This is a genomic window from Kitasatospora sp. NPDC003701, from assembly GCF_053587085.1.
The window spans coordinates 206,587-229,188 of record NZ_JBSFNM010000001.1 but is presented as its reverse complement, the minus strand read 5'-3'; the positions used below and the strand labels follow the sequence as shown (position 1 = coordinate 229,188).

Below are 22,602 nucleotides of genomic sequence, written 5' to 3'. Positions count from 1 at the left end.
CGTCACTGCTTGTCGGGGTCCCGCGGCCGGATCGTCAGCCGACTCGTGGAGGGGCCCGGGGGTCCGGGCTCAGAACCCGTTGGCGATGTCGTGGGAGTGGTCGTTGGCCCTGTCGAGCGCGTCGGCCAGCACCTCCCCGTTCTGGCCGACCGAGCCCATCGTGCCCTTGATCTTGAGGATCAGGTCGTACAGGTTCTTGGTGCCTTCGTCGACCTGCGCGTGGTACTGCTTGCCGATCTCGTCGTTGCCGCCGACCTTCAGGTTCGCGCCGTTGATGTCCTCCACGTGGCGCAGCACCTTGGCGACCATGTCCTTCAGCTCGAAGAACTCGCCGAACTTCTGCTTGAGTTCGGCGGTCTTGGCGGTGGTGCTAACCATGGAACTCCTCCTGGCGGTCCGCCTTCTTCTTCTGGTCCTCGGGCTCGTAGCCCGGGCGCATGGCCCACAGCGGTTCGAGGATCTCGTCCAGCTCGGTGCCGCCGGTCATGGAGAGCCGCAGCGTCTCCCCCATGCCGTCGAACCGGCCGATCCGCTCGGCGACCTGCTCGCCCACGGCCGCGCGGGCCTCGTTGAGCGAGTCGGTGAGAACCTTGGCCAGCTCGGCGGGGGCCATCTCGCGGTAGCCGTTGGTGTGGAAGGTCATCGAGACGACCTGGCCCTGCGAGCCGACCTTGACGGTGACCATCCGGTCCTTGGAGGTGACCGAGGCGGTGAGCTCGTTCATCTCCTTCTGCATCTCCTCGGCCCTGGCCAGCTCGCTCTGCATCTCCGCCATCGCCTGGGCGATCTGTTCGGCGAACGGGTTGCTCATGTGCTGCTTCCTGTCTCGTCGTCAAAAGCCGGGGACCCCGCCCGCCTTCGGGCGGACGGGGCACTCGTCCGCGTCAGCGTCCGATGACGCCGTGCACGGCGCCGGTCTCGGTGCCCCAGGTCTCTTCGTCCTCCGCCAGCCAGGTGGTGCGCCGGCGGTCCTTGTCGTTGGGGCCGCCCTGGCCCCCGGCACCCATCCCGCCGGGCGGCATCATCGGCGGCATCCCGCCGGAGCTGGTGGCGGTCTGCCGGCCGGTCAGCAGGGCCTGCTCCTGGGCGGCGGCCTTGGCGGCCTTCTCGGCGGCCATCCGCTCGGCGTTGGCCTGGTCGACCGCGGCCTTCACGGTGTTCGGATCGGCACCGCCCGCGAGCGCGCGGGAGCTCAGGCCGCCGCCCATGCCGGTGATCACCGGGCCGCCACCGGGGTTGAGCAGGCCCCCCGAACCCGAACCGGACAGGCCGCCGCCGAGCCCGCCCGTGTTGTAGGCGAAGCCGCCGGGGCCGAAGTTGCTCGGCGTCAGCAGGTCGTTCCCGCCGTCGCCGGAGTACCGGTCGGCGAGCAGCTGCCGGTACTCCGAGACGGTGTTGCCCTTGTCGTCGCGCAGGGTGCCGTCCGGCCCGATGGTGTAGTTCGGGCCGGCCACCATGGGATTGCCGTTGGAGTCGAGCACGGGGTTCCCGTTCTCGTCGACGATCCGGCCGTCCTTGGTGATCACGGAGCCGGGCGGTACGGTGACGGGCCGGTTCGAACCGCCGCCGCCCAGCAGCGGGTTGTCACCCAGCAGACTGTTCCCGCCGGCCCCGCCGCCGATCAGGTCGAGACCGCCGTTGGAGCCGGACCCGGACGTCCCCGAACCGCCGCCGTTGCCGGTGAGGCTCCAGTTGTCACCGGTCTTGTCGCCGTTGAGCCCCAGGTCCTTGGTGTTCGGCCCCGGGCCTCCCCCACCGGTGATGTTGTCCGTCTTGAAGTTGCTGGGATCGTTCTTCAGGTCCTTGGTCGGATCGTCCGTGCCGGGCCCGTCCGTGCCGGGGCCGTCCGTACCGGGGCCGTCCTTGGTCGGATCGTCCGTCGACGGCGGAGCGGGCATGGGCATCCGCAGCTCCAGGTTCGACACGTGGGCGTCGAGCAGGACCTTCGCCCGGTCGTACTGGCCACCGACGATGATCTGGGCGTTGTTGGCCTGAACGTCCAGGATCTTGACGACGTTGTTCTGCCAGATCACCCGCGCCTCGTGGTCCACCTTCTCCCAGAAGGCCACGGTCTTGGGATCCCCGAAGGCCCCAGGATTGATCTTGAAGTCGAAGCTGTTCGCCGTCTGACCGTCACTGACGCTACCCGTGACCGAATCGTACGTGCCCTTGTAGTCGTACGCGCCGTCGTGGAACGACCCCTGGCCCGTGATGTCCTTCGTCGTGATCGTCACCGTCGCCCCCGCGAGGCCTGCCAGCAGCGCCTCGGTCAGGGCGAACCCACCCCAACGGTTCCGCGAATTGAGGTAGTCGGTCCAGCCGTAGTTCATGTACATCAGCGCGGCGTTCGTACCGGAGGTGCATACCCGCAGGGCCTGCTCCACCCCCGACTCCAGCTCGCGGTGGAAGCGTTCGACCTCGTTCCCGAAGGCCTTCAGGAGGCCGTGGAACGCACCCGCCGCGCTCCCCTGCCAGTCGGTGCCCGGCGAGTCGATCTCATCCGCCCAGGCACTGACCGTGGGGGCCAGCTTCGCGACGTACTCCTTGAGGTTCTTGAGGTCATCGGCGACCGTCACGAAGCCGGGAATGTCCAGCCTGTCATTGACGCGCTTGTCCTCGGGAAGACCGTACATGCGGGTCATGACGGCGGCGCCGTCCAGAAACTTCTGGATCTTGGATTCCGGGCCCTCCACCACGTCGACGTCGTAGCTGGTGCCGATGGTGTACGAGCCGTGGCGAGTCTTGCTGCCCTGCGAGTAGGTGAAGTTCCAGGACACCCAGACGTCGAAGTGCCCGCCGCTTCCGTCCGAACCCCGCCAGCCGTCGAGGATCTCCTCGGGCACCTGGCCGCTCTTGGCTTTTTCCAGACCGCTCTTGACCCACTTCTTGGAATCATCGACCACCGACTCCCTGGTGGGCGTCCCCGGATCGCTCGACGATGTCAAGAATGTGAGCATGTCTTCCCATTTGCCCATGTCAGGCCCCTCCGCGGCCGTGCGCTACTGCATAGGGGCGGGGCCGGCCCGCGCCGAGGCCGGCTCCGCCTGGTGACGGACGCTCAGCGGCCGCCGCCACCACCGCCGCCGCCGCCGGACAGGGTCGGGTTGATCAGCCACATCAGCTGGGCCTCGGTGAGGGCCTCGTCCTGCGCGTTCGACAGGATGAGGTCGGCCATGCCCAGGTCGCCCTTCAGGGTCGTCAGCTGCTTCGTGAGCGTGGTGAACTGGAGGCTGACCGCCTTGCAGTACTCCGTGAACGACGTCTTGAACGCCCCGGGCGCTGTGAACACGATGCCGTCGGTGCCCGCGAGGAACGGGACGTGGTCGTACGCCCTGATCTTGGTGATCGTCGGATTGGTGTTGAGCTCGGTGACCAGCGCTTCGAGCTTCTCCTTGGCGAACGTCGCGAGGTAGCCGTCGGTGATCTCGGTCGTACCGCCGCTGCCCTCGCCGTCCGGCTTCGTGCCCATCCGGCTCAGCCCGCGACGTGGTCGAAGTGGCTGCCGGCCCGCATGTCCGCGTCCTTGATGACGTTGCGGATCTCGGAGAGGGCCGTGTGGGCCGCGACGATCTTCAGGCCCATCTTCTCGTCGGCGGTGTGGAGCGTGTTCGACAGGTTCCCGGCCGCCATCGCGAAGTCACCGACCAGCTCGACGTTGATCTTGCTGTCGAGGTACGACTTCAGGTTGCTCATCGCTTCGTGCATCGTCTTCGCGTGCGCTTCGAGGTCGGTGATGGCACTGTCGATGCCGGCGTAGTGGAGCGACATGCTGCCCATGGAGCGGTCCTTTCGATACGGAGTTCTGGTGCGGAGAGCGGGCGTCGGCCACCGCGTCCCGCGGCAGCCGTGCAGGGCGTCGGCTAGCGGGGGTTCAGGACGTCCTCGACGTGCTGCCCGGGACCGCCGCCGCCACCGTTGAAGTCGGCGAGGGTGTTCGTGTGGTCGTCGGCCGCGTTGAACACCTGACCGCCGTCGCCGAGCTTGACGTGGAAGGCGTCGTAGTCCCGCTTGACCAGCGCGTACTGCTCCAGCCAGGCCTGGATCTGGTTCTGGAACGTGGTGCTGGCCGCGCCGGAGAAACTGTCCCGGACGGCCGTGTTGATGTCCTCGATGTAGGCCGCGGTCTGCGACATCTCGTTGTACCGCGACTCGACCATGGTCCTGATGTCCTGCAGGACCTTCTGGTCGACCGTCGTCTGCTGAGCCACCGCGAGTACCTCCTCCATGAGTGCCGGCCGCACCCGGCCGGCCACGTGTGCCACAGGCCGGCAGGACCGGCCCGCCAGGGTGAACGGGACGGCGCCGCCGGACGGTTCACCGTCCGGCGGCAGGGCTCCGGCTCACCGTGCGCAGCGGCCCTCGGCGGCGGCCGGGGGCTGCACGATGCCGCCGGCGAGCGGCCCCGGGTCGAGGCTGGGCCCGGTGGGCAGCAGCGAGAGCACCCGCCCGGGCACCGCCACCGGGGTGGCCCCGACGTAGCCGAGGCGCTCGGCCACCGCGGCGGAGGCCAGCGGGTACTTCACGCCCGTGTCGGTGACCAGGTAGAGGGTGGTGCCGAAGCCCCCGCCGGACAGCGCCCGCACCAGGGCGCCGCCGCCGGGGCGCACCGCGATCCGGTCGGCGGGCGTGCAGCTGGGGATGACGCCCGGTTGCAGGGCCGGCGGCAGGCCGAGCACGGTGGTGGCGTCGGGGACGGCCACGGTGAAGTCCCCGCCGTCGCCCGCCGGGTTCAGCGCCCCGCAGACGGCCTGGTTGCCGGTCGGCGACAGCAGGGCCGGCGGCCGGGCGGGCAGCTCCGCCGGGTTGAGGGCCGCGGTGGCGGCGGGCGGTGCGGAATGGGCGGCGAGGTCCTCCGCGCCGACCGGGGAGAGCGCGACCTGGCCGCTGCCGTAGGCGTCCCGCTGGGTACGCAGATCGCCCTGGAGCAGGGCGAGTTGGGTGACGGTGACGGGCACGAGGCCCTGCTCGGCGAGCACGTACCGCTCCTCGCCGGTCCCGGTGAACAGCTGGCCGATCCGGGTGGCCCGCCCGCCCAGCGCGGGGCCGGGGTTGCCCCGGCCGGGCAGGTCGGGGGCGCGCAGGTCCGGTCCGGCCGGGAAGGCCGCGAGGAACGCGGCGGTGACCGGGACGGGCACGGCCGCGGTGTAGCCGAGGGCGCGGACGGCGCCGCCGGCGGTGTCGAGGGCGAAGCGGCGGCCGTGCCAGAGCAGGTGGACGCCGCCGTCGGGCGCGGCGATCAGGACGCCCCGGTCACCGGCGCTCCGGCCGGACTGGCGGGTGCCGACGGCGACGGACAGCTGGGGGGCGGAGCGGGCCGCCGCGGCGCCCGCCGTCTGGACGGTGCAGACGAGCCAGTCGGCGCCGGCGACGGCGGCCGGGCCGGGCAGCCCGTCGGGGGCGCCGACGATGCCGATCGGGGTGCCGCGTTCGGCCTTCTCCAGTGAGCGGGCGGAGACCTGGTCGACCTTCAGCTGGTCGCCGGCGAGCAGCTTGGCGCTGGACTCGTTGAGCACCGGGTGCAGCAGGCCGCCGGCGAAGACGTACCGGGCGCCGGTCTCCTTGACCACCACCAGGGTGCCGGGCTTCTGCCAGCCGGTCGCGCCGCCGGGCTTGACCAGGCCGTAGACGCCGGCGCCGGCGCCGATCAGCAGGGCGACGGCCAGGCCGATCGCGGCGCCGCGGTTGGTGCGGCCGACGGGGGTGTCGGGGGCGTCCGGCTCGGCCCGGAGCACGCCCGCGGCGACCCGGCTCATCACGAACAGGTGGGCCTGCACCTGGTCGCGTCGGGACTGCATGCGGTGGTCCTCCTCGGTGCGGGGTTCAGGGGCGCGGGTCGGCGGCCGGGCGGCCGGGCCGGCTCAGCCCGCCAGGCCGCGCATCATCTGGTAGAAGCCGAGCACCTGGAGCGCGAGCGGCAGCAGGGCGAGCGCGGCGAGCGAGTGCAGCAGGTCCCCGGCCCGGCCCCAGTAGGGCAGCAGTCGCCGCCCGGGCACCGTCCAGGCGGTCACGGCGAGCGCGGCCGCCGCGACGAGCAGCACGGTGAACAGGGCGAACCGGCCGGACTGGTCGGCGCCCTGTCCGAACCGGACGGCCAGCAGGGCGACGCCCAGCGTGCCCGGCAGCAGCAGGGCGAGCCGCTGGCGGATGCCCCCGATGTCCCGGGCGTGCAGCAGGAGCAGCACCGACAGGTCGGCGGACATCACGGTCGCGCCCCACCCGCCGTCCCGGGCCGTGGCGAGCAGGGCGAGCGCGGCCGCGCAGACGGTACCGGCGGCGACGAAGAAGCCGGCCAGGTAGCTGTCGGCGACGAGACTGCGGGCGAGCACGTCCTCGGCCTCGAAGGGCTCGATCTCCTCCTGGAGCTCGTCGGCGTTGCGGGGCAGCGCCGGCAGCCGCAGCCCGGACAGCTTGAACGCCAGCCCGGGCACGAAGGCGCCGAACAGCACGGCGGCGGCGGCGATCACGGCGGCGGAGTGGGTCGTCGGGATCCCGTAGGTGGCGAGCCCGCCCGCGCCGAGGGCGAGGGCGGCCGCCGCCACCAGCCCGGCGAAGAACGGGCCGGCCCCGACCAGGGCGAGCGCCAGCACGGTGGCGCCGACCGCCGCCGAGCCGCCCGCGAGCAGCCGGGCCGGGCCGGTGACCCCGGGGATCAGCGCGGCGGCCGCGGCCGCGTAGCCGACGCCGGCGGCGCCGAGCGCGGTACCGGCCGGCGCGTCGCCGACCAGTCTGGTCGCCGCGCCGCCGCCGGCGAGCAGCAGGACGGCGGTGACGGCGGCCGCGGCGCAGCGGGGGCCGTCCGGTCCGGGCAGCGCGAGCAGCAGCAGGCCGCCGGCCAGCGCGACCAGGGCGAGGGCGAGCGCGAGGTGGTGGGTGGCGGCGGGCCGCCAGGAATCGCCGCGGGCGATGGTGCCGGCCCGGACGCCGTCGACCAGGTCGTCGAAGTGCACCTCGGGCAGCGCGTCCTGGCCCGGGCGGAGGAAGAGTTCCTCGCCGTCGCGCAGTCCGAGCGCCTCCAGGGTGCGTTCCTCGTCCAGCGGCGGGCCGCCGGCGCGCTGGAGCACCCAGCCGGAGTGCTCGATGCCGCCCTCCTCGACGGCGGAGCCGGCGTAGCCGAGGACGGCGGGCAGCAGGTCGGCGAGCACGACGTCGCCGGGGAGGGCGAGTTCGAACGCGGCCTCGGGGGCGCGGAACCTCAGCCGGACCAGCCCTGCCGCCACCGTGGTACCGCTCACCTGTCGTGCCCTCCCGTGGAGCTCCGGCCCGCCCGGTCTCCCGTTGGACAACTACGGGCGGAGCGGGGCCGGCGGTTCACCGGCCCCGCTGCCGGGTTCCGCGCGCCGGCGACGGCCCCGGCAGCGGGGCCGCCCGCGGCGTCGCGCATCCCGCGCGTTCCGCGTGCGCCCGCGACGACCGCACCGCGCGCCGGGTGACCCGGACGGCCCCGCCGCCCGGGTTCCGCGCGCCCGCGACGAAGCGCCCCGGCCGTCTCGACCGGCCGCCCCGGTGAACCGCCGGGGCCCCGCGGGCCGTACGCCTGAGTGCGGCCCGGCGCGAGCCGCCGGGCCCACCGCCACCAGCGGCGTCACCGGCGCCGCGAGAGGAGAATCCCCGTTGAGCGTGGTCGTGGTCGACCGTCCGCCCCGGCGCCCCGGACCGGCGATGCCGGACGGCGAGCTCCAGTTGCAGGAGCCGCCGGTCCTGCCGGAGCAGCAGAGCGGCATGTCCAACATGATCGCCATGGCACCGATGGCGCTCAGCTCGCTCTCGATGGTGATGATCTTCCTCAACCCGCAGTCCAGCGGCGGGCCCCTCCAGTACGTGGCGATGGGCATGATGGGCCTGTCCGCCGTCGGCATGCTGGTGACCCAGCTGATCCGCGGCGCCAGCGACCGCAAGCGCCAGTTGCGCGGCGAGCGCCGGGACTACCTGCGCTACCTCTCCCAGATGCGCCGCCAGGTCCGCCGCCACGTCGTGAACCAGCGGCAGGCGCTGGCCTGGCGCCACCCCGACCCGGCCGCGCTCGGCTCGCTGGTGCGCACCTCGCGGCTGTGGGAGCGACGCGCGGCCCACCCGGACTTCGGCGACGTGCGGATCGCCACCGGCGCCCAGCGCCTCGCCGTCAAGCTGGCGCCGCTGGCCACCCAGCCGGTGGAGGACCTGGAGCCGCTGTGCGCGCACGCGCTGCGCCGGTTCATCAACGCGTACGGCTCGATCGCCGACCAGCCGATCGCCGTCCACGTCCGCGGTTACGCCCACATCCTGCTGCGCTGCGAGCAGCCCGAGGAGGAGGGCGCCCCGGCCGGCGCGGCCGCCTCCGGCGAACCGGGGGCGGCGGGCCCCGGTGGCCTGATCGGTGCCGCCATCGGCGCCCCCGCCGCCGACCCGGCCACCGCCGCGGACGGCGCCGGCGCGCCGGCCGATCCCGGGCCGGCCCGCGCCCTGGCCCGCGCGATGATCGCCCAGCTCGCGTTCTTCCACGCCCCCGACGAGCTGCGCGTCGCCGCCGCCGTCTCCCCCGAGCTGCGGGAGGACTGGGCCTGGCTGAAGTGGCTGCCGCACGCCCTGCACCCCACCGAGACGGACGGCGCCGGCCCGGTGCGCCTGGTCGCCGACTCGATGCTGGAGCTGGAGCAGTTGCTGGGCCCGGAGTTCGCCGACCGCCCGCCCTACGAGCCGGACGCCCAGCCCGGCCGGGACGAGCCGTTCACGCTGATCGTGCTGGACGGGGTGAAGCTGCCCAGCAGCAGCCGGGCCCTGCTGGCCGGCTACCGCAACGCCGTCCTGCTCGACCTCGCCGGGGCCGTCGAGTGGCAGCACGCGCCGTTCCGGCTGCGGCTGCGGATCACCGGCGACCAGCTGGACCTGGTCGCCGCCGACCGCAACCGGCGCGACGAGGTCACCCCGCTCGGCCGCCCGGACGCGCTGCTCCTCCCGGCCGCCCGCCGCTTCGCCACGGTGATGTCCCCGTACCGCCTCGGCGACTCCCGGGACGCCTCCGAGCCGCTCAGCACCGACTTCGACCTCACCTCGCTGCTGGGCGTCAACGACCTGTACCAGCACGACGTCGCCCGCAGCTGGGCGGACCGCCCGCGCGGGCAGCGGCTGCGGGTGCCGATCGGCGTCGGCGCGGACGGCAACCCCGTCGAACTGGACCTCAAGGAGTCCGCGCAGGGCGGCATGGGCCCGCACGGCATGCTGATCGGCGCGACCGGCTCCGGCAAGTCCGAGCTGCTGCGCACCCTGGTGCTGGCGCTGGCGCTCACCCACTCCTCCGAGACGCTCAACTTCGTCCTGGTGGACTTCAAGGGCGGCGCCACCTTCCTCGGTCTGGACGAACTCCCGCACACCTCGGCGGTGATCACCAACCTGGCGGACGAGGCCGCCCTGGTCGACCGGATGCGCGACGCCCTGCACGGCGAGCTGAACCGCCGCCAGGAACTGCTCCGCTCGGCCGGCAACTACAGCTCGCTGCTGGACTACGAGACCGCCCGGGCCGGCGGCGTCCAGCTCGACCCGCTGCCGACGCTCTTCATCGTGGTCGACGAGTTCAGCGAACTGCTCTCCGCGCACCGCGACTTCATGGAGCTGTTCATCATGATCGGCCGGCTCGGCCGCTCGCTCGGCGTCCACCTGCTGCTGGCCTCGCAGCGCCTCGACGAGGGCCGGATGCACGCCCTGGAGTCCCACCTGTCGTACCGGATCGGCCTGCGCACCTTCTCCGCGATGGAGAGCCGCGGCGTGCTCGGCGTACCGGACGCCTACCAGCTTCCCTCCCAGCCCGGCAACGGCATCCTGCGCAGCGACATCGCCACCCTCACCCGGTTCAAGGCGGCGTACGTCTCCGGGCCGTACCGGCGCCGGCGCGGGGCGGCCCAGCAGGCCGCGGCGGCCGGCCAGATCGTCCCCTACGGCACCGAGTACACCGCGCCGCGCCGGCCCGACCCGGAGGCCTTGGCGGCCGAGGTGGCGCGGCTGGCCGCGGAGGAGGAGAACACCGCCACCCTGCTGGACCTCGCGGCCGAGCGGATGCTCGACGTCGGCCCGCCCGCCCACACGGTCTGGCTGCCGCCCCTGGAGACGCCGCCCACCCTGGACGAGCTGCTGCCGCCGCTCGCGCCCTCCTCGCACCACGGCCTGGCGCCCGACGGCCGCCCGGCGGTCGGCACCCTGACCGTCCCGGTCGGTGTGGTGGACCGCCCGTTCCAGCAGATGCGCGAGCTGCTCACCGCCGACCTCTCGGCCGCCGGCGGCCACGTCGGCATCGCGGGCGGCCCGCAGAGCGGCAAGAGCACCATGCTGCGCTCGCTGATCACCGGCCTGGCCCTCACCCACACGCCGCACGAGGTCCAGTTCTACTGCCTGGACTTCGGCGGCGGCACCCTCTCCGCGCTGCGCGGGCTGCCGCACGTCGGCGGTGTCACCGGACGGCACGAGCCGGAGCGGGTCGGCCGGACCCTGGCCGAGGTCAACGGCATCATCGCCCGCCGCGAGCAGGTCTTCGCCCAGCTGGGCGTCGACTCGATGGCCACCTTCCGGCGCCGCCGGGCCGCCGGGGACCCGGCCCTGGCCGACGACCGCCACGGCGACGTCTTCCTGGTGGTCGACGGCTGGAACACGCTGCGCCAGGAGTTCATGGACTTCCTGCCCGCCCTCACCCTGATCGCCGGACGCGGCCTCAACTACGGCGTGCACCTGGTGGTCACGGCCGCCCGCTGGGGCGAGATCTCCAGCGGGCTGCGCGACCAGCTCGGCACCCGCTTCGAGCTGCGGCTCGGCGACCCGATCGACTCCATGATCAACATGCGGGCCGCCGAGACCGTCCCCCGCGTCCCCGGCCGCGGCCTCACCCAGGACCGGCTGCACTTCCTCACCGCGCTCCCCCGGATCGACGGCGTCGGCGACAGCGAGAGCCTCACGGACGGCGTCGAGGACCTGGTCGACGCCGTCAACGAGCACTGGACCGGCCCCCGCGCGCCCGAGGTCCGGATGCTGCCGCTCCAGCTCGACGCCGCCACGCTGCCCGCGCCCGAGGGCCGGCTGCGGGTCGCCATCGGCCTGGAGGACACCGCGATCTCCCCGCTCTGGCACGACTTCGAGGAGTCCCCCCACCTGCTGGTGGTCGGCGACAGCGAGAGCGGCAAGACCAACCTGCTGCGCCTGATGGTCTCCGCCATCACCTCCGCCTACACCCCCGCCGAGGCCCGGATCATGCTGGTCGACTTCCGGCGCGGGCTCTACGACAGCGTCCCGGAGGAGTACCGGCTCGGCTACGCCGTCGCCGTGGACGTGCTCCGGCAGGTCGTCACCGGAGCGGCCCGCGCCATGGAGGCCCGGCTGCCCGGCGAGGAGATCACCCCGGCGCGGCTGCGGCTGCGCGACTGGTGGACGGGGCCGGAGCTCTTCATCATCGTCGACGACTACGACCTCATCCCGGGTCAGGTCGGCAGCAGCCCGTTCGGTCCGGTCCTCGACCACCTCGCCCAGGGTGCCGAACTCGGTCTGCACCTGATCGTGGCCCGCTCCGCCAACGGCATCGGACGGGCCTACTCCGACCAGTTGCTGCGCCGGCTCCAGGAGGTCAACACCCCGGTCACCCTGCTCTCCTGCCCGCCGAGCGAGGGCACCCTGTTCGGCAGCGTCAAGCCGCGCCAGCTGCCGCCCGGACGCGCCCTGCACATCACCCGGCGCCGGACCGTCCAGGTGCAGACCGGGCTGATGCCGGAGCCGGCCGGCGAGGACGACGGATCGGCGTGAGCGGTGTGACCCGCCCGGGCCCCGCCGCACGTCCCGGACGCACCGGCGGGAACGGCGGGGACGGGAGGTCCGGGAGGTGCGGCCGGCCCGAGGGGTGCGGGCGCACCGGCGGGAACGGGAGGTCCGGGAGGTGCGGCCGGCCCGGGCGGAACGGCGGGAGCAGGGCGGACGGCGGCACCCCGGCGGCCGCGCCCGGGGCCCGGCCCGACCGCCCGCTGAACCGGCGGCCGGGCGGCGCCCGTATACCCGGACGATGAGTCTCTCCCGCCTCGGCCTGCCCTCCGGCGATCCGGCCGCGCCCCGCCGCCGGTTCGGCCGCCGGCGCGGTGCGGTCGCCGCGCTGCCCGCCGGCCCGGGCACCCCGGGCCCCGCCGCCCCGGTTCCGGCGGTCGCCACCGCCGCCCCGGCCGCGAACCCGGGCGTCGTCCGCTCCGAACTGCGTCCGGTCGGCCCGCACTTCGTCATCGCCCCCGCCACCGCCGGGGACGACGAGCTGTCGGCGGCCGTCGGCACCCTGCGCCCGGTGCCGGGCAGCATCGTCGTGGTCGCGGCCGCTCCCGACTCGGCCCCCGTCCTGCGGGACCGGATGGCCGACCTCGGCGTGATCGCCCGCTCGCGCGGCGCCGCCACCCTGGTGCTCGCCGCCTCCGGCCTCGCCGCGCTCGCCCCCAACGGCCGCCGGCCGGCCGAGGTCGTCGCCGACCGGGCCGGCCTGCCGGTGATCGCGCCGGACGGCCTGGTGGAGATCACCCCGGACGGCAACCTCAAGGTCACCGCGCCCGACGGCGTCACCGAGGCCGCCTCCTGGTGGCACTGCGCACCCGGCAGCGCGCCGCGCCGGGTCCGCGAGACGATCGGTGCCACCGCCCCGATCGAGCCGGCCTCCACCGCCGTGGCGGTCGTGCCCGCCGACCCGGCGGGGTACCTCCCGGCCGAGAGCCCCGCCGCCCCTCGCCACCGGCCGGCCGTGCACGTGCTGCGGCTGCCCGCCGGCTTCTGGCTCACCCACGCGTCCGCCCCGCCCGCCGGCCCGCTGCCCGGCCTCGGGCTGGCCGGCGCGCCGCCCGGCACCGTCGTCCTGGTCGTCGGCACCCCGGCGCTGCCCGTCCTGCTGCCCGAGGACTTCGCGGAGGCCGTGGTCGGCCTGCCGGTCGACACCGCCCGGCTGCTGGTCAGCGCACCCTGGGCCGCCCCCGACGAACTCGCCGCCCTGACCGGGGCGCTGTCGGCCCGGCTGGCCCGCCCGGTGAACGCCGCGATCGGCCTCCCCGTGCTCGGCCCCGGCGGCCCCACCTCCCGCATCCTCGACACGCACGGCCAGGCCCGCTGGGAGCCCTACCTGCTGCGGCTCGCCGCGGCGCCCGGCCAGGGCACCGCGCCCGCCGCCTGGCGCAACGGCGGCGCGTCCTGGCGCACCGACGGGCCGGGCGTCTTCGAGGCCTTCCCGTACTGGGCGTTGGAGGCCGTCCCGGCCGGCCTCTGGCTGCGACCCGAACCGCCGCACGTCCTCACCCCGCGCTTCCGTCGCCCCGAGGCGGCCCGTCCGCTGCTGATCGTCGGCGAGCGGGACCGGCCGGTCGAGGCGGATGTCTTCGAGGAGCTGGGCAGTCTGCTCGACCGCCTCCCGTCCTCCGGCACCGAGGGGTTCGGGCTGCTGGTGCACGGGCTGCTGGAGCCGGCCACCGAGCGGATCGCCCGCTTCATCGCCCGGATGCACGACCTGGACTGGCTCGGCCCCGAGCAGCCCACCGGTTCCGTGCCGGGCGTGGCGACGGTGTCGTACGGCATCGGCGGGCTCCCGGGGGTTCGACCGGGGGTCGGCGGTGCGGCGCAGCCCGCGCCGGCCGCCGTGGCGGCGGCACAGGTGCCCCACGCACCCCAGATGTCCCACGCGCCCCAGGCGCCGGCCCTGTCCGGAGCGCCGGCCGTCCCCTCGGCCGTCGTCGTACCGACCGCCGTCGCCGTACCGACCGCCTCGACGGTCTCCACCGGGACGGCGTCCGCCGGAGCCGGGCCGCTGGGCACCGCACCCGGGCCCGCCCCGGTGCCCGAAGCGACGGCCGATCCCGACCCCCTGGCCGAACCGACGGCCGCCGCGCCGCCCGGCCCGTTCCCCGGGCCGCTCCCCGGACCGGTGGGTCCGCCCACCCGGACGGCGACCAGCGGTGGACCCGGCGGCCCCGGCTTCCCCGCCCCGGTGGCCTCGGCGCCGCAGGGCTCCACCTCCCACGCCTCCGCCGGGGTCTTCCCCGCCGACCCCGCGTCCGCCGCCGCGCCGACGGCTGCGGCGACCTCCCCCCGGACCGACCCGACCGCCGGCCAGGTCACCGGCCCGACCACCGACCCGCACGCCGGAGCCGACCCCGAACCCCCCGTCGAGGGGCCGGCCTTCGCCTGGCCCACCCCGCCCACCACCGGGTCGCCCTCCTCGGCACCCGCCTCGGCGCCCGGCGAGGAGCCCGGCGAGGACCAGTGCAAGGAGCTGGGCGGGGAGCTGGGCGAGGGCTCGCACGAAGATCCCGACGCCGGGCCGGTCGCACCTCCCGACGAGGAGCCGGACGGCGACCCGGCACCCGCCCCGTTGCAGGCCCGTCACCTCCGCCCGGAGGGCTTCCCCGCCCCCGTCGCCGTCAGCGGCGCCGACGACCGGGACGCCGTCCGGGCACTGCTGGGCGAGCACTACCACCGCTGCTCCGGCCGGATCGACCAGGTCGCCACCCGGCTGCCGGGGCTGCGCTCCACCTCCAAGGACGACATCAAGCCCGATCTCGCCGCCGTCCTGCTGCACCACGGCGACACCGGCGTCCCGGCCGGCCGCGCCGAGTTGATCGCGGCCGCCCGATCCTGCGACCAGGAGCTCGCGCCCTTCCTGCGCTGCCTCGGTTCCGGCCTGCGCCGCCTCCCGAGCCATCACGGCGCCGTGCTGCTCTGCGCCCCGCCCGGCCCGGATCCGGCGGCCCTGCTGGCCCACTACCCGGTCGGGCAGCAGCTGACGGAGCCCGCCCCGGTCACCGGCCTGACCGCCACCGCCGTCGAACTCCCGGGTGCTGCCGTCGAGTTCGTCATCTGGTCGGCCACCGGCCGGCGCACCTCCGCCTTCGGCCCGGGCACGGAGGAACTGCGGGTGACCTTCGCCCCGGGCACGGCCTTCACCGTCGTCGCCGTCTTCCCCGCCGAGCCCGTCGACCCTGCCGACCCCTCCGGCATCTCCGGCCGGCCCGCCCGCGTCCTGCTGCGTGAGTCCGCGGGCGCCCTCGGCGCCGACCCGGCCGAACGCGACCGCAGCGCGCTGACCCGCCTGCGGTCGTGGCTGGACCGACGGGACCGGCTGGGCCCGGCCGAGCGCCGGCGGATCGAGGAGCCCGAGCAGTTCCACCTCACCCCGGGGGTCGAGCTCCTCGCCGTTCCTGACGGTGCGTGAACCGGCGGTCGGACGGCGGCCGTTCCACCGGACGAACCCGCTCGCCCGCCGTATCCGCGGCCGATCCGGCCGCCCGACCCCGGAGCCTCCATGCCGATCCGGCCCGCCCCGCTGCCACTCGCCCTGACCGCCCTCCTGCTGGCGGGCGCCCTCCCGGTGCTCCCGGCCGCCGCCGCGTCCCCGAGCGCCCCGCCGAGCGCCGCACCCACCACCACGAGCACCCCACCGGCCTCGACGAACCACGGCCGACCCCACCGGACCACCCAGCCCCCGGCCAAGCCGCCCACCACGCCCGGCGGTTCGCCGAGCGGGTCGTCCAGCGGCAAGCCCGGCGGTTCCTCCAGCGGCTCGCCCGGCAGTTCGTCCAGCAGCAAGCCCCCGGCGACCGGCTCCGGCGACCTCACCGACCCGCGTCTCAAGGACATCGCCCAGCAGATCGTCTCCAGTGCCGAGAACTCCTCCCTCGACTGGAAGGCCCAGTTCGCCTACATCGAGGACATCAAGGACGGCCGCGGCTACACCGCGGGCATCGTCGGCTTCTGCTCCGGCACCGGCGACATGGTCGAGATGGTCCGCCACTACCGCGAGTTGAAGCCCGACAACGTCCTGGCCAAGTACCTCCCGGCCCTGGAGAAGCTGGACGGCTCCGCCTCGCACAACGGCCTCGACCCCGACTTCACGTCGGACTGGAAGAAGGCCGCCCAGGACCCGGTCTTCCGCAAGGCCCAGGAGGACGAGCGCGACCGCGTCTACTTCACCCCGGCCGTCACCCAGGCCAAGGCCGACGGCCTGCACGCACTCGGTCAGTTCGCCTACTACGACGCCATCGTGATGCACGGCCCCGGCAACAGCGCCGACAGCTTCGGCGGGATCCGCGCGGCCGCGCTCAAGAAGGCCAAGCCCCCGGCCCAGGGCGGCGACGAGAAGGCCTACCTCGCCGCCTTCCTGGACGCCCGCGCCGCCGCCATGCGCACCGAGGCCGCCCACTCCGACACCTCCCGCATCGACACCGCCCAGCGCGTGTTCCTCCAGGCCGGCAACCTCGACCTGCACACCCCGCTGAGTTGGAAGGTCTACGGCGAGTCCTTCCACATCGACAAGTAGCCCCGGACAGCGGCCGGGCGGCGGGCCCCCGACGGAGGCCCGCCGCCCGCGGTGAGCTTGATCACAAAGTCGTTTCACCGGCGGCGCTCCGCCCATTGATCAACTCATGACAACCATTCCCGGCGGCCGCACCGCCACCGCGGACGACCGAGCCACCTCGCCGGCACCGGCCGCCTCCGCACCCCTCACGTCCGCACCGGCCGCCTCGGCACCGGCCGCCGACCCCACCACCGCCGAGCTGACCCGGCTGCTCCTCGGCCCCGACCACGAGCGGATCCACGCCCCCTGGCAGCGGGTGCTCGCCGACCCCCGGATGCGGACCGACCCCGCGGCCGGCACCGCCGACCGGATCGCCGCCACCTACCGGCGCTTACGGCGGATCAACCGGGCGGTCGACCCCGCCGCCCTGGCCACCGACCCCCGAGCGCTGACCGCCCTGCACGAATGGACGGGCCCCCTGGACGGCGCACTGGTCGTCGTCGCCGGCATCCACTACAACCTGTTCCTCGGCAGCCTGCTCGACCACGACCCGCACGAGAAGCGCCCGTTGGGCCCGTACCTGGCGATGGAGCGGATCGGCACCTTCCTCTGCACCGAGCTCGGCCACGGCAACGACGCCACCGCGCTGCGGACCACCGCCGTCTACGACCGGACGGACCGCACCTTCACCCTGCACACCCCCGACGCGGGCGCGCAGAAGTTCATGCCGAACACCGGGCCGGCCGGCGGGCCGAAGTCGGCCGTGGTGGCCGCCCGCCTGCTGGTCGACGGCCGGGACCACGGGATCTTCCTCTTCCTCACCCCGCTCACCGACGCGGCCGGCCCGCTGCCCGGCGTCACCGTCCGCCCGCTGCCCCGGCGCCCCGGCAATCCGGTGGACCACTGCCTGACGTCCTTCGACGAGGTCGTGCTGCCCCACGAGGCGCTGCTGACCGGCGAGCACGGGCGGCTGGGTCCCGACGCCACCTTCACCAGCGCCCTCGGCAGCAAGCGGAAACGGTTCCTCACCAGCATCGGCCGGGTCACCCTGGGCAAACTCTGCATGAGTGCCGCAGCCGTCGGCGCCGCCCGCTCGTCGCTGGCCGTGGCGATCCGCTACGCCCACCACCGCGAGGTGACCGGCGCCCGCGCGGACCGCCGCATCCCGGTCTGGGCCCACCGCAGCCACCACGGCCCGCTGCTGGACGCGGCCGCCACCGCCTACGCCATGACCGCCCTGCACCGCGCCACGGTCGAGCGCTGGACCGGCCGGGACGACACCGGCCCGGCCGAGGCCGTCGCCGCCGAACGCCAGGTCGCCGTCGCCAAGGGCTGGATCACCTGGCAGGCCCGGAGCCTGATCATCGAGTGCCGCGAACGCTGCGGCGCCCAGGGGCTGCTCCCGGTCAACGGGATCTCCCCGCTCGCGATGGACATCGAGGGGACGATCACCGCCGAGGGCGACAACCTCGCGCTCTGGGCCAAGGCCGGCGCCGAGCTCCTGCTGACGGAGTCCGCCCCGCCGGCGACCGTCCCCGACGGCGGTCCCGACGACCCGGCCGCCCTCCAGCACCTGCTGCACGCGGCGGAGCACCTGCACCTCGGCCGCGCCCGCACCCTACTGCGGCAGGCCCCGTCCGGCGACGGCCTGCGCCGCTGGAACACCGCCTCGCCCGCCGCCCTGGCCGCCGTCTCCGCGCACGCCGAACGCACCGCCGGCGCCGCCCTGCTCGCCCTCGCCGAGCAGGCCACCGACCCGCAGGCCCGCAGCCTGCTGCTCGACCTGCACCGGCTGTTCGCGCTGCGCCGCGTCGGCGCCGCGAGCGGACCGCTACTGAGCGAGGGCCTGCTGACGGCCGAGCAGGTCCGCGAACTCCCCGAGCTGGTCGAGCGGGCCCTCGCCCGCCTGGCCGACCGGGGGCGGCAGCTGGTGGACGCCTTCGCCCTGCCCGAGGAGTTCCTCGCCACCATCCCGATCGCCGGCCCCGACTACCAGCGCGCCTTCGACCACCCGGACGCCCACTGGAACGTCGCCGACCGCGCCGCGCAGTCGGCCTGACGACCCGGCGCCCGACGGCTGTGCCGCCCGCCCCCACGGCAGGTCGGCACAGCCGTCGCACGGCGCTCCCGGCCCGCCCTCAGCCGCGCACGGGCCTCACCACGGCCGGGCCGGGTGCCCGCCGGGGGCCTCACCGGCGGCGGCCTCCTGCGCGGCGGACGCCTCCCGCGCGGCCACGGGACCGGTGGCGGGGACGGCCCGAACGGCCGCCCGCCCGCCGTGGGCCACCCCTTGACCGGCCGGGCCGCCCTGCACCGTCCTGCGAGCGGCCGGCGCCTCCCACTCCTGCCCGACCGGCACCCCCCGGACGGCCTCGTACCCGGCCGGCACGGCCCGGGGCCGCTCCTGACCGACCGGCAGCTCCGGCCCGGTGTTCCACACCGCCGGCACCTCCCGCTCCGCCGGAACGGCCCGCTCCGCAGGCACACCCCGCTCGGCAGGCGCACCCCGCTCGGCCCGCACCTCGCGGACCGCCTCCTGCCGGGGCGCCACATTGCGCAGGGCCTTCCGCCCACCGGGTGCGCCGCCGGTCGCCTCACGCCCCGCGAGCACCTCGTGGACGGCGTCCAGCCCGGTCGACGCGTCCTCGTCCGCCCGCCAGCGGGCCGGCACCGCCCTGGTCGCCGGCTGCCCGAGCGTCTGCTCCTGACCGTGCTTGCGCCGGATCGCCGGCACCAGCCCCGGACCGAGCTCGGACGGCGCCACCGGGACGCGCTCCCACCCCTCGGGCACCGGGGGGAGCGACCGCCACGGGTCGTCGGCCGGGGCCGGCTGCTCCGCCGGAGCCGCCGGGCCGCGCTCACGCCGGACGGGCGGCTGCGGGGCCTGCTCCCAGCGGGCGGGCACCTGGCCGGCCCCCGGCTCGGCCTGCGCCGCCCGGCCCCGCTCCCACCCGGCGGACGCCGCGCCGGCACCGTCCCGCTCGACGTGCCGCTCGACGTGCCGCTCGACGGGCCGGTCGCCGACCCCGTCGGTCTCGCTCCCGGTCCGGTACCCCTGCCGGTCGGTCCCGGCGAGCGCGGTCGTGCCCAGGTAGGGGTCGGAGGAGGTGCGGGCCACCGGGGTGGCCGCCGGGATCGGCGCCAGGGCGGGCTCCTCCTGCGGTGCCCGGGCCTCCAGGCGGACCAGCCGCAGCGTGAAGTTGCGCTCGGTCGGGTCGCCGTCGGCCCAGTCCACGTCCTTGCTGCGGACGACCCGGGTCCGCAGGCCGCCGTCCGACTCCTGCAACGGCCCGGGCAGCACCCGGACGTTGGGCCGCCAGCCGAGTCCGGGGGCGTGGTGCTCCAGATGCAGCTCCCATTCCTGCGCCGGTACGTCCAGCGTCGCCCCCACCCGGCCCGGCAGCACCACCGCGCCGTACGGGGTGCGCACCACCACCCGCTGGTCGAAGGCGGCGTCCTTGCCGATCACCGTGATCCGCCATGCTCCGTCCATCCGCAGCACGGGTGTCCTCCCCAGGTCGGTGGGTGCGGGGCCGGCCGACCCCGCACCTCGCTCGACGGCCCGTCGGACGTCCGGGGTTCACCGGGGGCCCAGGGGTTCACCGGGGGCCCGGGGCTCACCGGGGCCCGGGGCTCACCGGCGGACGCCCGTGCCTCAGGCGGTGCGCCGCCGGTGCTGGAGCCGGGCCGCGACCAGCACGCCGCCCCCGATCAGGACGGCGCCGCCGCCGACACCCGCGATCAGGCCCGTGCCGCCACCGCCACCGGTGCGGGCGAGGTCCGTGGGGACGGGCACCGTCGTGCCGGACGGCGACACGGAGGGGCTCGGGGAGGCGGCGGGCGGGGACGACACGGACGCCGGGGGCGTCGGACGCTCGGACGGCCGGGTGCTGGCGGGCGGCGTCGTCGGCTTGCTCGGCGTCCCGCTGGGCGTCCCGCTCGGCGTCGGAGTCGGCGTCGGGGTGCGCGTCGGAGTCGGCGTGGGCGTCGTCGTGGGCGTGGGTGTCGGGGTCGGGGTCGGCGTGGGCGTCGGGGTCGGCGTAGGTGTGGGCGTCGGGGTCGGCGTGGGCGTCGGCGTCGGCGTGACGCAGAGCGGCACGTCCGCGACCCGCTTCTCCACCTGGGTGTCGGCCAGCCGGTAGCGCCAGGTGTCCCCCTGGCCGGTGTAGCCGACCGTCACCTTCACCGTGCCGTGGGCCTCCACCGTGCCGTGGTACTTCTCGTCGCTGCCGACCCTGGTCAGCGTGTACTCGCCGGCGGCGCGGTAGTTGTTGCCGAGGACCAGGTCGACCCGCCCCGCCTCGGTGCGGCAACCGACGCTCAGTGAGGCGTCCGCGGGCTGCCAGGCCAGCGCCGTCCCGGTGCCGGCCGCGGCGAGCGCCGCGACGGCGCTTCCGGTCACGAGGGCCGCTCGAACGTGCTTCATCGCTCATCTCCTTCAGGTCCCGCAGGACGTGTCGCCCGGGGCCGGCGGCCGCGGGGCCCCGCATTCCCTCTACGGCGCCGCGTCGGCGTCCGGTTCAGCTCCCGCCGGCGGATCCGGGGCCCGCCCGGGAGGCCGAACCGGCCGCTGAACTGCGGTGCGTCGACGAGCCGTAGAGCGGAGTGGAGAGTGCGCATCCGCAGCCCGTGCCGCAAGGAGGACCCGTCATGACCGCCGGCCCCGACATCGCCTACCGCCCCGCCCCGGCGGCGGCGCTCGACGCCTTCGGCACCGTCCTGCTGCCACCGCTCGCCCCCGCGCCCGTACCCGCGCCGGCCGCCGCAAGCCGGCCGGTCCCCGCCCCGATCGCCCCCGCCCCACCGCCGCTCCCGACCGTCGCTCCCCCGGCCGCCACGCCAGCGCCCGCCGGGCTCCCCCTCCCCCCGGCCGCACCGCGCCCCGGGGCGGAGCAGCGGCGCAACGTCCTGGACGTGCTGCGCACCGGCGAGCGCCGCGGCCGCGAGCAGCTGCGCCGCATCCGCTCCCCGCTGCACGGCAGTTACCGGATCGCCGTGATCAGCGCCAAGGGCGGTGTCGGCAAGACCTCGCTGGTGCTCGCGCTGGGGGCGATGCTCGCCACCGAGCGCGGCGAGCCGGTGGCCGCGGTCGACGCGGGCACCCACCCGAACCCGCCGGCCCGGCGGATCCACCCGGCGGCCCCGGCCGGTGTCGCCGAGCTCGCGGCGGCGCTGCGCAGCGGCGGCCCGGCGCCCGTCGACCCCGGGCCCTACCTCTCCCCGACCCCGACCGGGCTGGCCGTCCTGTCCGGCCCGCCGCACCCGGGGACGGGCCGGCCACTGGAGGAGGCCGACTACCGCGCCGTCCTGTCCGTGCTCGCCGAGCGCTACCCGATCACGCTGACCGACTCCGGCACCGGGCTGCCCGACGGCCCGATGCGCGGCGTCCTGGAGCTGGCCGACCAGCTGGTCCTCGCCACCACGCCGAGCGTGGACGGCGCGGGCAGCGCCGCCGCGACCCTCGACTGGCTGCACGCGCACGGGTACGGGGAGCTGGCCGAACGCTCCGTCACCGCGATCTCGGCGGTCCGCGGGGCCGGGCGGCTGGTGAACTCCGCCGATCTGCGGGCCTACTTCGGCGGCCGCTGCCGGGGTGTGGTGGAGCTGCCGTTCGACGAGCACCTCGCCGCGGGTACGGAGTTCGAGCCGGGGCGGCTCGGCCACCGCACCCGCAGGGCGGTCCGCGAGCTGGCGGCACTGATCGGCGACGACCTGTGGCGGGCGGGCCGACCCACCGGCTGGTGAACCCGCGGGCGCCGCCCGCTCCCTCCGGCCGCCGGGACCCCCGCCGGGCGACCCCCGCCACCCGGCGGGCCCCGCCCCCGGCACCCCCTCCCACCTGCCGAAAGGCTGCCCGAAAGGCATACCCTTTCGGGCAGACCGGCATGCCCCTGCGTGCCTACCTGGTATGCCCATTCACTCCCATTTCGGACCGCCGCCCGACCTCCGCCCGATGCGGGCGGTACACGACGCCGGACACCCGGCTCCCCGGCCGCACCGGCCCGCCCGGCCCGGTCCGCCCGGTGACCTGACGGATCCGGGCCCCCGCCCCCGCCCCCGAACCACGACCCGGCCGTGCATATGGCACGAACGCGTCAGGCAGATCTGTCCAGCGGGCGGCACCGGGTGCCACGAGCGCCCGTAAACAGCTGACCTCACGTCAGTAAACTCCCCTCGAACGGCGGCCGTACGCCCGTCGGCGCAGCACGGATCGAGCCGCCGTCGACGTTCGGAGCCGGAATGCTTCGACGGCGTACAGCCGTCTCCCGGGCGGCCCGAGCCGCCCGCCGGGCGTGGCTAGACTGCGGCCGAGATGTGGACGGAAAGCTGAGACGATCCGCTTC

15 protein-coding genes are annotated in these 22,602 nt (G+C 75.5%); 5 read left to right on the top strand and 10 right to left on the bottom strand.

What is annotated here, in order from left to right; genetic code table 11:
• Positions 1-69 precede the first annotated feature (69 nt).
• The 8 genes from ACWDRR_RS01030 to eccD form a co-directional block, all read right to left on the bottom strand.
• Positions 70-378, bottom strand: coding sequence for a hypothetical protein (locus tag ACWDRR_RS01030; RefSeq protein WP_449770041.1), 309 nt, complete (start codon positions 376-378; stop codon positions 70-72).
• On the bottom strand, positions 371-811 hold the full coding sequence (locus ACWDRR_RS01025; protein WP_449770040.1) for a YbaB/EbfC family nucleoid-associated protein: 441 nt from the start codon (positions 809-811) through the stop codon (positions 371-373). The genes ACWDRR_RS01030 and ACWDRR_RS01025 overlap by 8 nt, the downstream gene beginning before the upstream one ends.
• Before the next feature lie 73 nt (positions 812-884).
• The gene (locus ACWDRR_RS01020) at positions 885-2,945 is read right to left on the bottom strand and encodes a hypothetical protein (RefSeq protein WP_449770039.1); all 2,061 of its coding nucleotides are present in this window, start codon (positions 2,943-2,945) and stop codon (positions 885-887) included.
• Between the two features lie 113 nt (positions 2,946-3,058).
• Entirely contained in the window at positions 3,059-3,469 is a 411-nt protein-coding gene (locus tag ACWDRR_RS01015; RefSeq protein WP_449770038.1) for a hypothetical protein, read from the bottom strand.
• Positions 3,470-3,474: 5 nt separating this feature from the next.
• Positions 3,475-3,777, bottom strand: coding sequence for a hypothetical protein (locus ACWDRR_RS01010; protein ID WP_449770037.1), 303 nt, complete (start codon positions 3,775-3,777; stop codon positions 3,475-3,477).
• A gap of 83 nt (positions 3,778-3,860) precedes the next feature.
• Complete coding sequence (locus ACWDRR_RS01005; protein ID WP_449770036.1) at positions 3,861-4,208, bottom strand: hypothetical protein; 348 nt, start codon at positions 4,206-4,208, stop codon at positions 3,861-3,863.
• Between the two features lie 132 nt (positions 4,209-4,340).
• Positions 4,341-5,795 carry a type VII secretion protein EccB gene (gene eccB, locus ACWDRR_RS01000; protein ID WP_449770035.1) on the bottom strand — a complete coding sequence of 485 codons (1,455 nt, stop codon included), beginning with the start codon at positions 5,793-5,795 and terminating at the stop codon, positions 4,341-4,343.
• Positions 5,796-5,858: 63 nt separating this feature from the next.
• Positions 5,859-7,232 (bottom strand): type VII secretion integral membrane protein EccD, encoded by a 1,374-nt coding sequence (gene eccD / locus ACWDRR_RS00995; protein WP_449770034.1) that lies wholly within the window; start codon positions 7,230-7,232, stop codon positions 5,859-5,861.
• A gap of 427 nt (positions 7,233-7,659) precedes the next feature.
• On the opposite strand from eccD, the gene eccCa reads away from it, so the two are divergent.
• The 4 genes from eccCa (at position 7,660) to ACWDRR_RS00975 (ending at position 18,317) form a co-directional block, all read left to right on the top strand.
• Positions 7,660-11,754 carry a type VII secretion protein EccCa gene (eccCa, locus tag ACWDRR_RS00990; protein WP_449770252.1) on the top strand — a complete coding sequence of 1,365 codons (4,095 nt, stop codon included), beginning with the start codon at positions 7,660-7,662 and terminating at the stop codon, positions 11,752-11,754.
• A 253-nt stretch (positions 11,755-12,007) separates the two neighbouring features.
• A complete protein-coding gene (locus ACWDRR_RS00985; RefSeq protein WP_449770033.1) occupies positions 12,008-15,175 on the top strand; it encodes a hypothetical protein in 3,168 nt (1,055 codons plus the stop codon).
• A gap of 90 nt (positions 15,176-15,265) precedes the next feature.
• Positions 15,266-16,279, top strand: a complete 1,014-nt coding sequence (locus tag ACWDRR_RS00980) for a chitosanase (RefSeq protein ID WP_449770032.1) — start codon at positions 15,266-15,268, stop codon at positions 16,277-16,279.
• A gap of 106 nt (positions 16,280-16,385) precedes the next feature.
• Positions 16,386-18,317: an acyl-CoA dehydrogenase family protein gene (locus ACWDRR_RS00975; RefSeq protein WP_449770031.1), complete on the top strand. Its 1,932-nt coding sequence runs from the start codon at positions 16,386-16,388 to the stop codon at positions 18,315-18,317.
• 96 nt (positions 18,318-18,413) lie between these two features.
• Here ACWDRR_RS00975 and ACWDRR_RS00970 read toward each other — a convergent pair whose 3' ends face one another.
• Together ACWDRR_RS00970 and ACWDRR_RS00965 are read right to left on the bottom strand one after the other, a co-directional pair.
• Positions 18,414-19,760 carry a hypothetical protein gene (locus ACWDRR_RS00970; RefSeq protein ID WP_449770030.1) on the bottom strand — a complete coding sequence of 449 codons (1,347 nt, stop codon included), beginning with the start codon at positions 19,758-19,760 and terminating at the stop codon, positions 18,414-18,416.
• A gap of 153 nt (positions 19,761-19,913) precedes the next feature.
• Entirely contained in the window at positions 19,914-20,684 is a 771-nt protein-coding gene (locus ACWDRR_RS00965; protein ID WP_449770029.1) for a hypothetical protein, read from the bottom strand.
• A 224-nt stretch (positions 20,685-20,908) separates the two neighbouring features.
• On the opposite strand from ACWDRR_RS00965, the gene ACWDRR_RS00960 reads away from it, so the two are divergent.
• Complete coding sequence (locus tag ACWDRR_RS00960; RefSeq protein WP_449770028.1) at positions 20,909-22,003, top strand: MinD/ParA family ATP-binding protein; 1,095 nt, start codon at positions 20,909-20,911, stop codon at positions 22,001-22,003.
• The last annotated feature ends 599 nt before the right edge of the window (positions 22,004-22,602 follow it).

What these genes read in the sequence shown, in the direction of transcription:
- ACWDRR_RS00985 (WP_449770033.1), top strand. Translation starts at nt 12,008, where the DNA reads ATGAGTCTCTCCCGCCTCGGCCTGCCCTCCGGCGATCCGGCCGCGCCC.
- ACWDRR_RS00980 (WP_449770032.1), top strand. Translation starts at nt 15,266, where the DNA reads ATGCCGATCCGGCCCGCCCCGCTGCCACTCGCCCTGACCGCCCTCCTG.
- ACWDRR_RS00975 (WP_449770031.1), top strand. Translation starts at nt 16,386, where the DNA reads ATGACAACCATTCCCGGCGGCCGCACCGCCACCGCGGACGACCGAGCC.
- ACWDRR_RS00960 (WP_449770028.1), top strand. Translation starts at nt 20,909, where the DNA reads ATGACCGCCGGCCCCGACATCGCCTACCGCCCCGCCCCGGCGGCGGCG.
- ACWDRR_RS01025 (WP_449770040.1), bottom strand. Translation starts at nt 811, where the DNA reads ATGAGCAACCCGTTCGCCGAACAGATCGCCCAGGCGATGGCGGAGATG.
- ACWDRR_RS01015 (WP_449770038.1), bottom strand. Translation starts at nt 3,469, where the DNA reads ATGGGCACGAAGCCGGACGGCGAGGGCAGCGGCGGTACGACCGAGATC.
- ACWDRR_RS01030 (WP_449770041.1), bottom strand. Translation starts at nt 378, where the DNA reads ATGGTTAGCACCACCGCCAAGACCGCCGAACTCAAGCAGAAGTTCGGC.
- ACWDRR_RS01010 (WP_449770037.1), bottom strand. Translation starts at nt 3,777, where the DNA reads ATGGGCAGCATGTCGCTCCACTACGCCGGCATCGACAGTGCCATCACC.
- ACWDRR_RS00965 (WP_449770029.1), bottom strand. Translation starts at nt 20,684, where the DNA reads ATGAAGCACGTTCGAGCGGCCCTCGTGACCGGAAGCGCCGTCGCGGCG.
- eccB (WP_449770035.1), bottom strand. Translation starts at nt 5,795, where the DNA reads ATGCAGTCCCGACGCGACCAGGTGCAGGCCCACCTGTTCGTGATGAGC.
- eccCa (WP_449770252.1), top strand. Translation starts at nt 7,660, where the DNA reads ATGCCGGACGGCGAGCTCCAGTTGCAGGAGCCGCCGGTCCTGCCGGAG.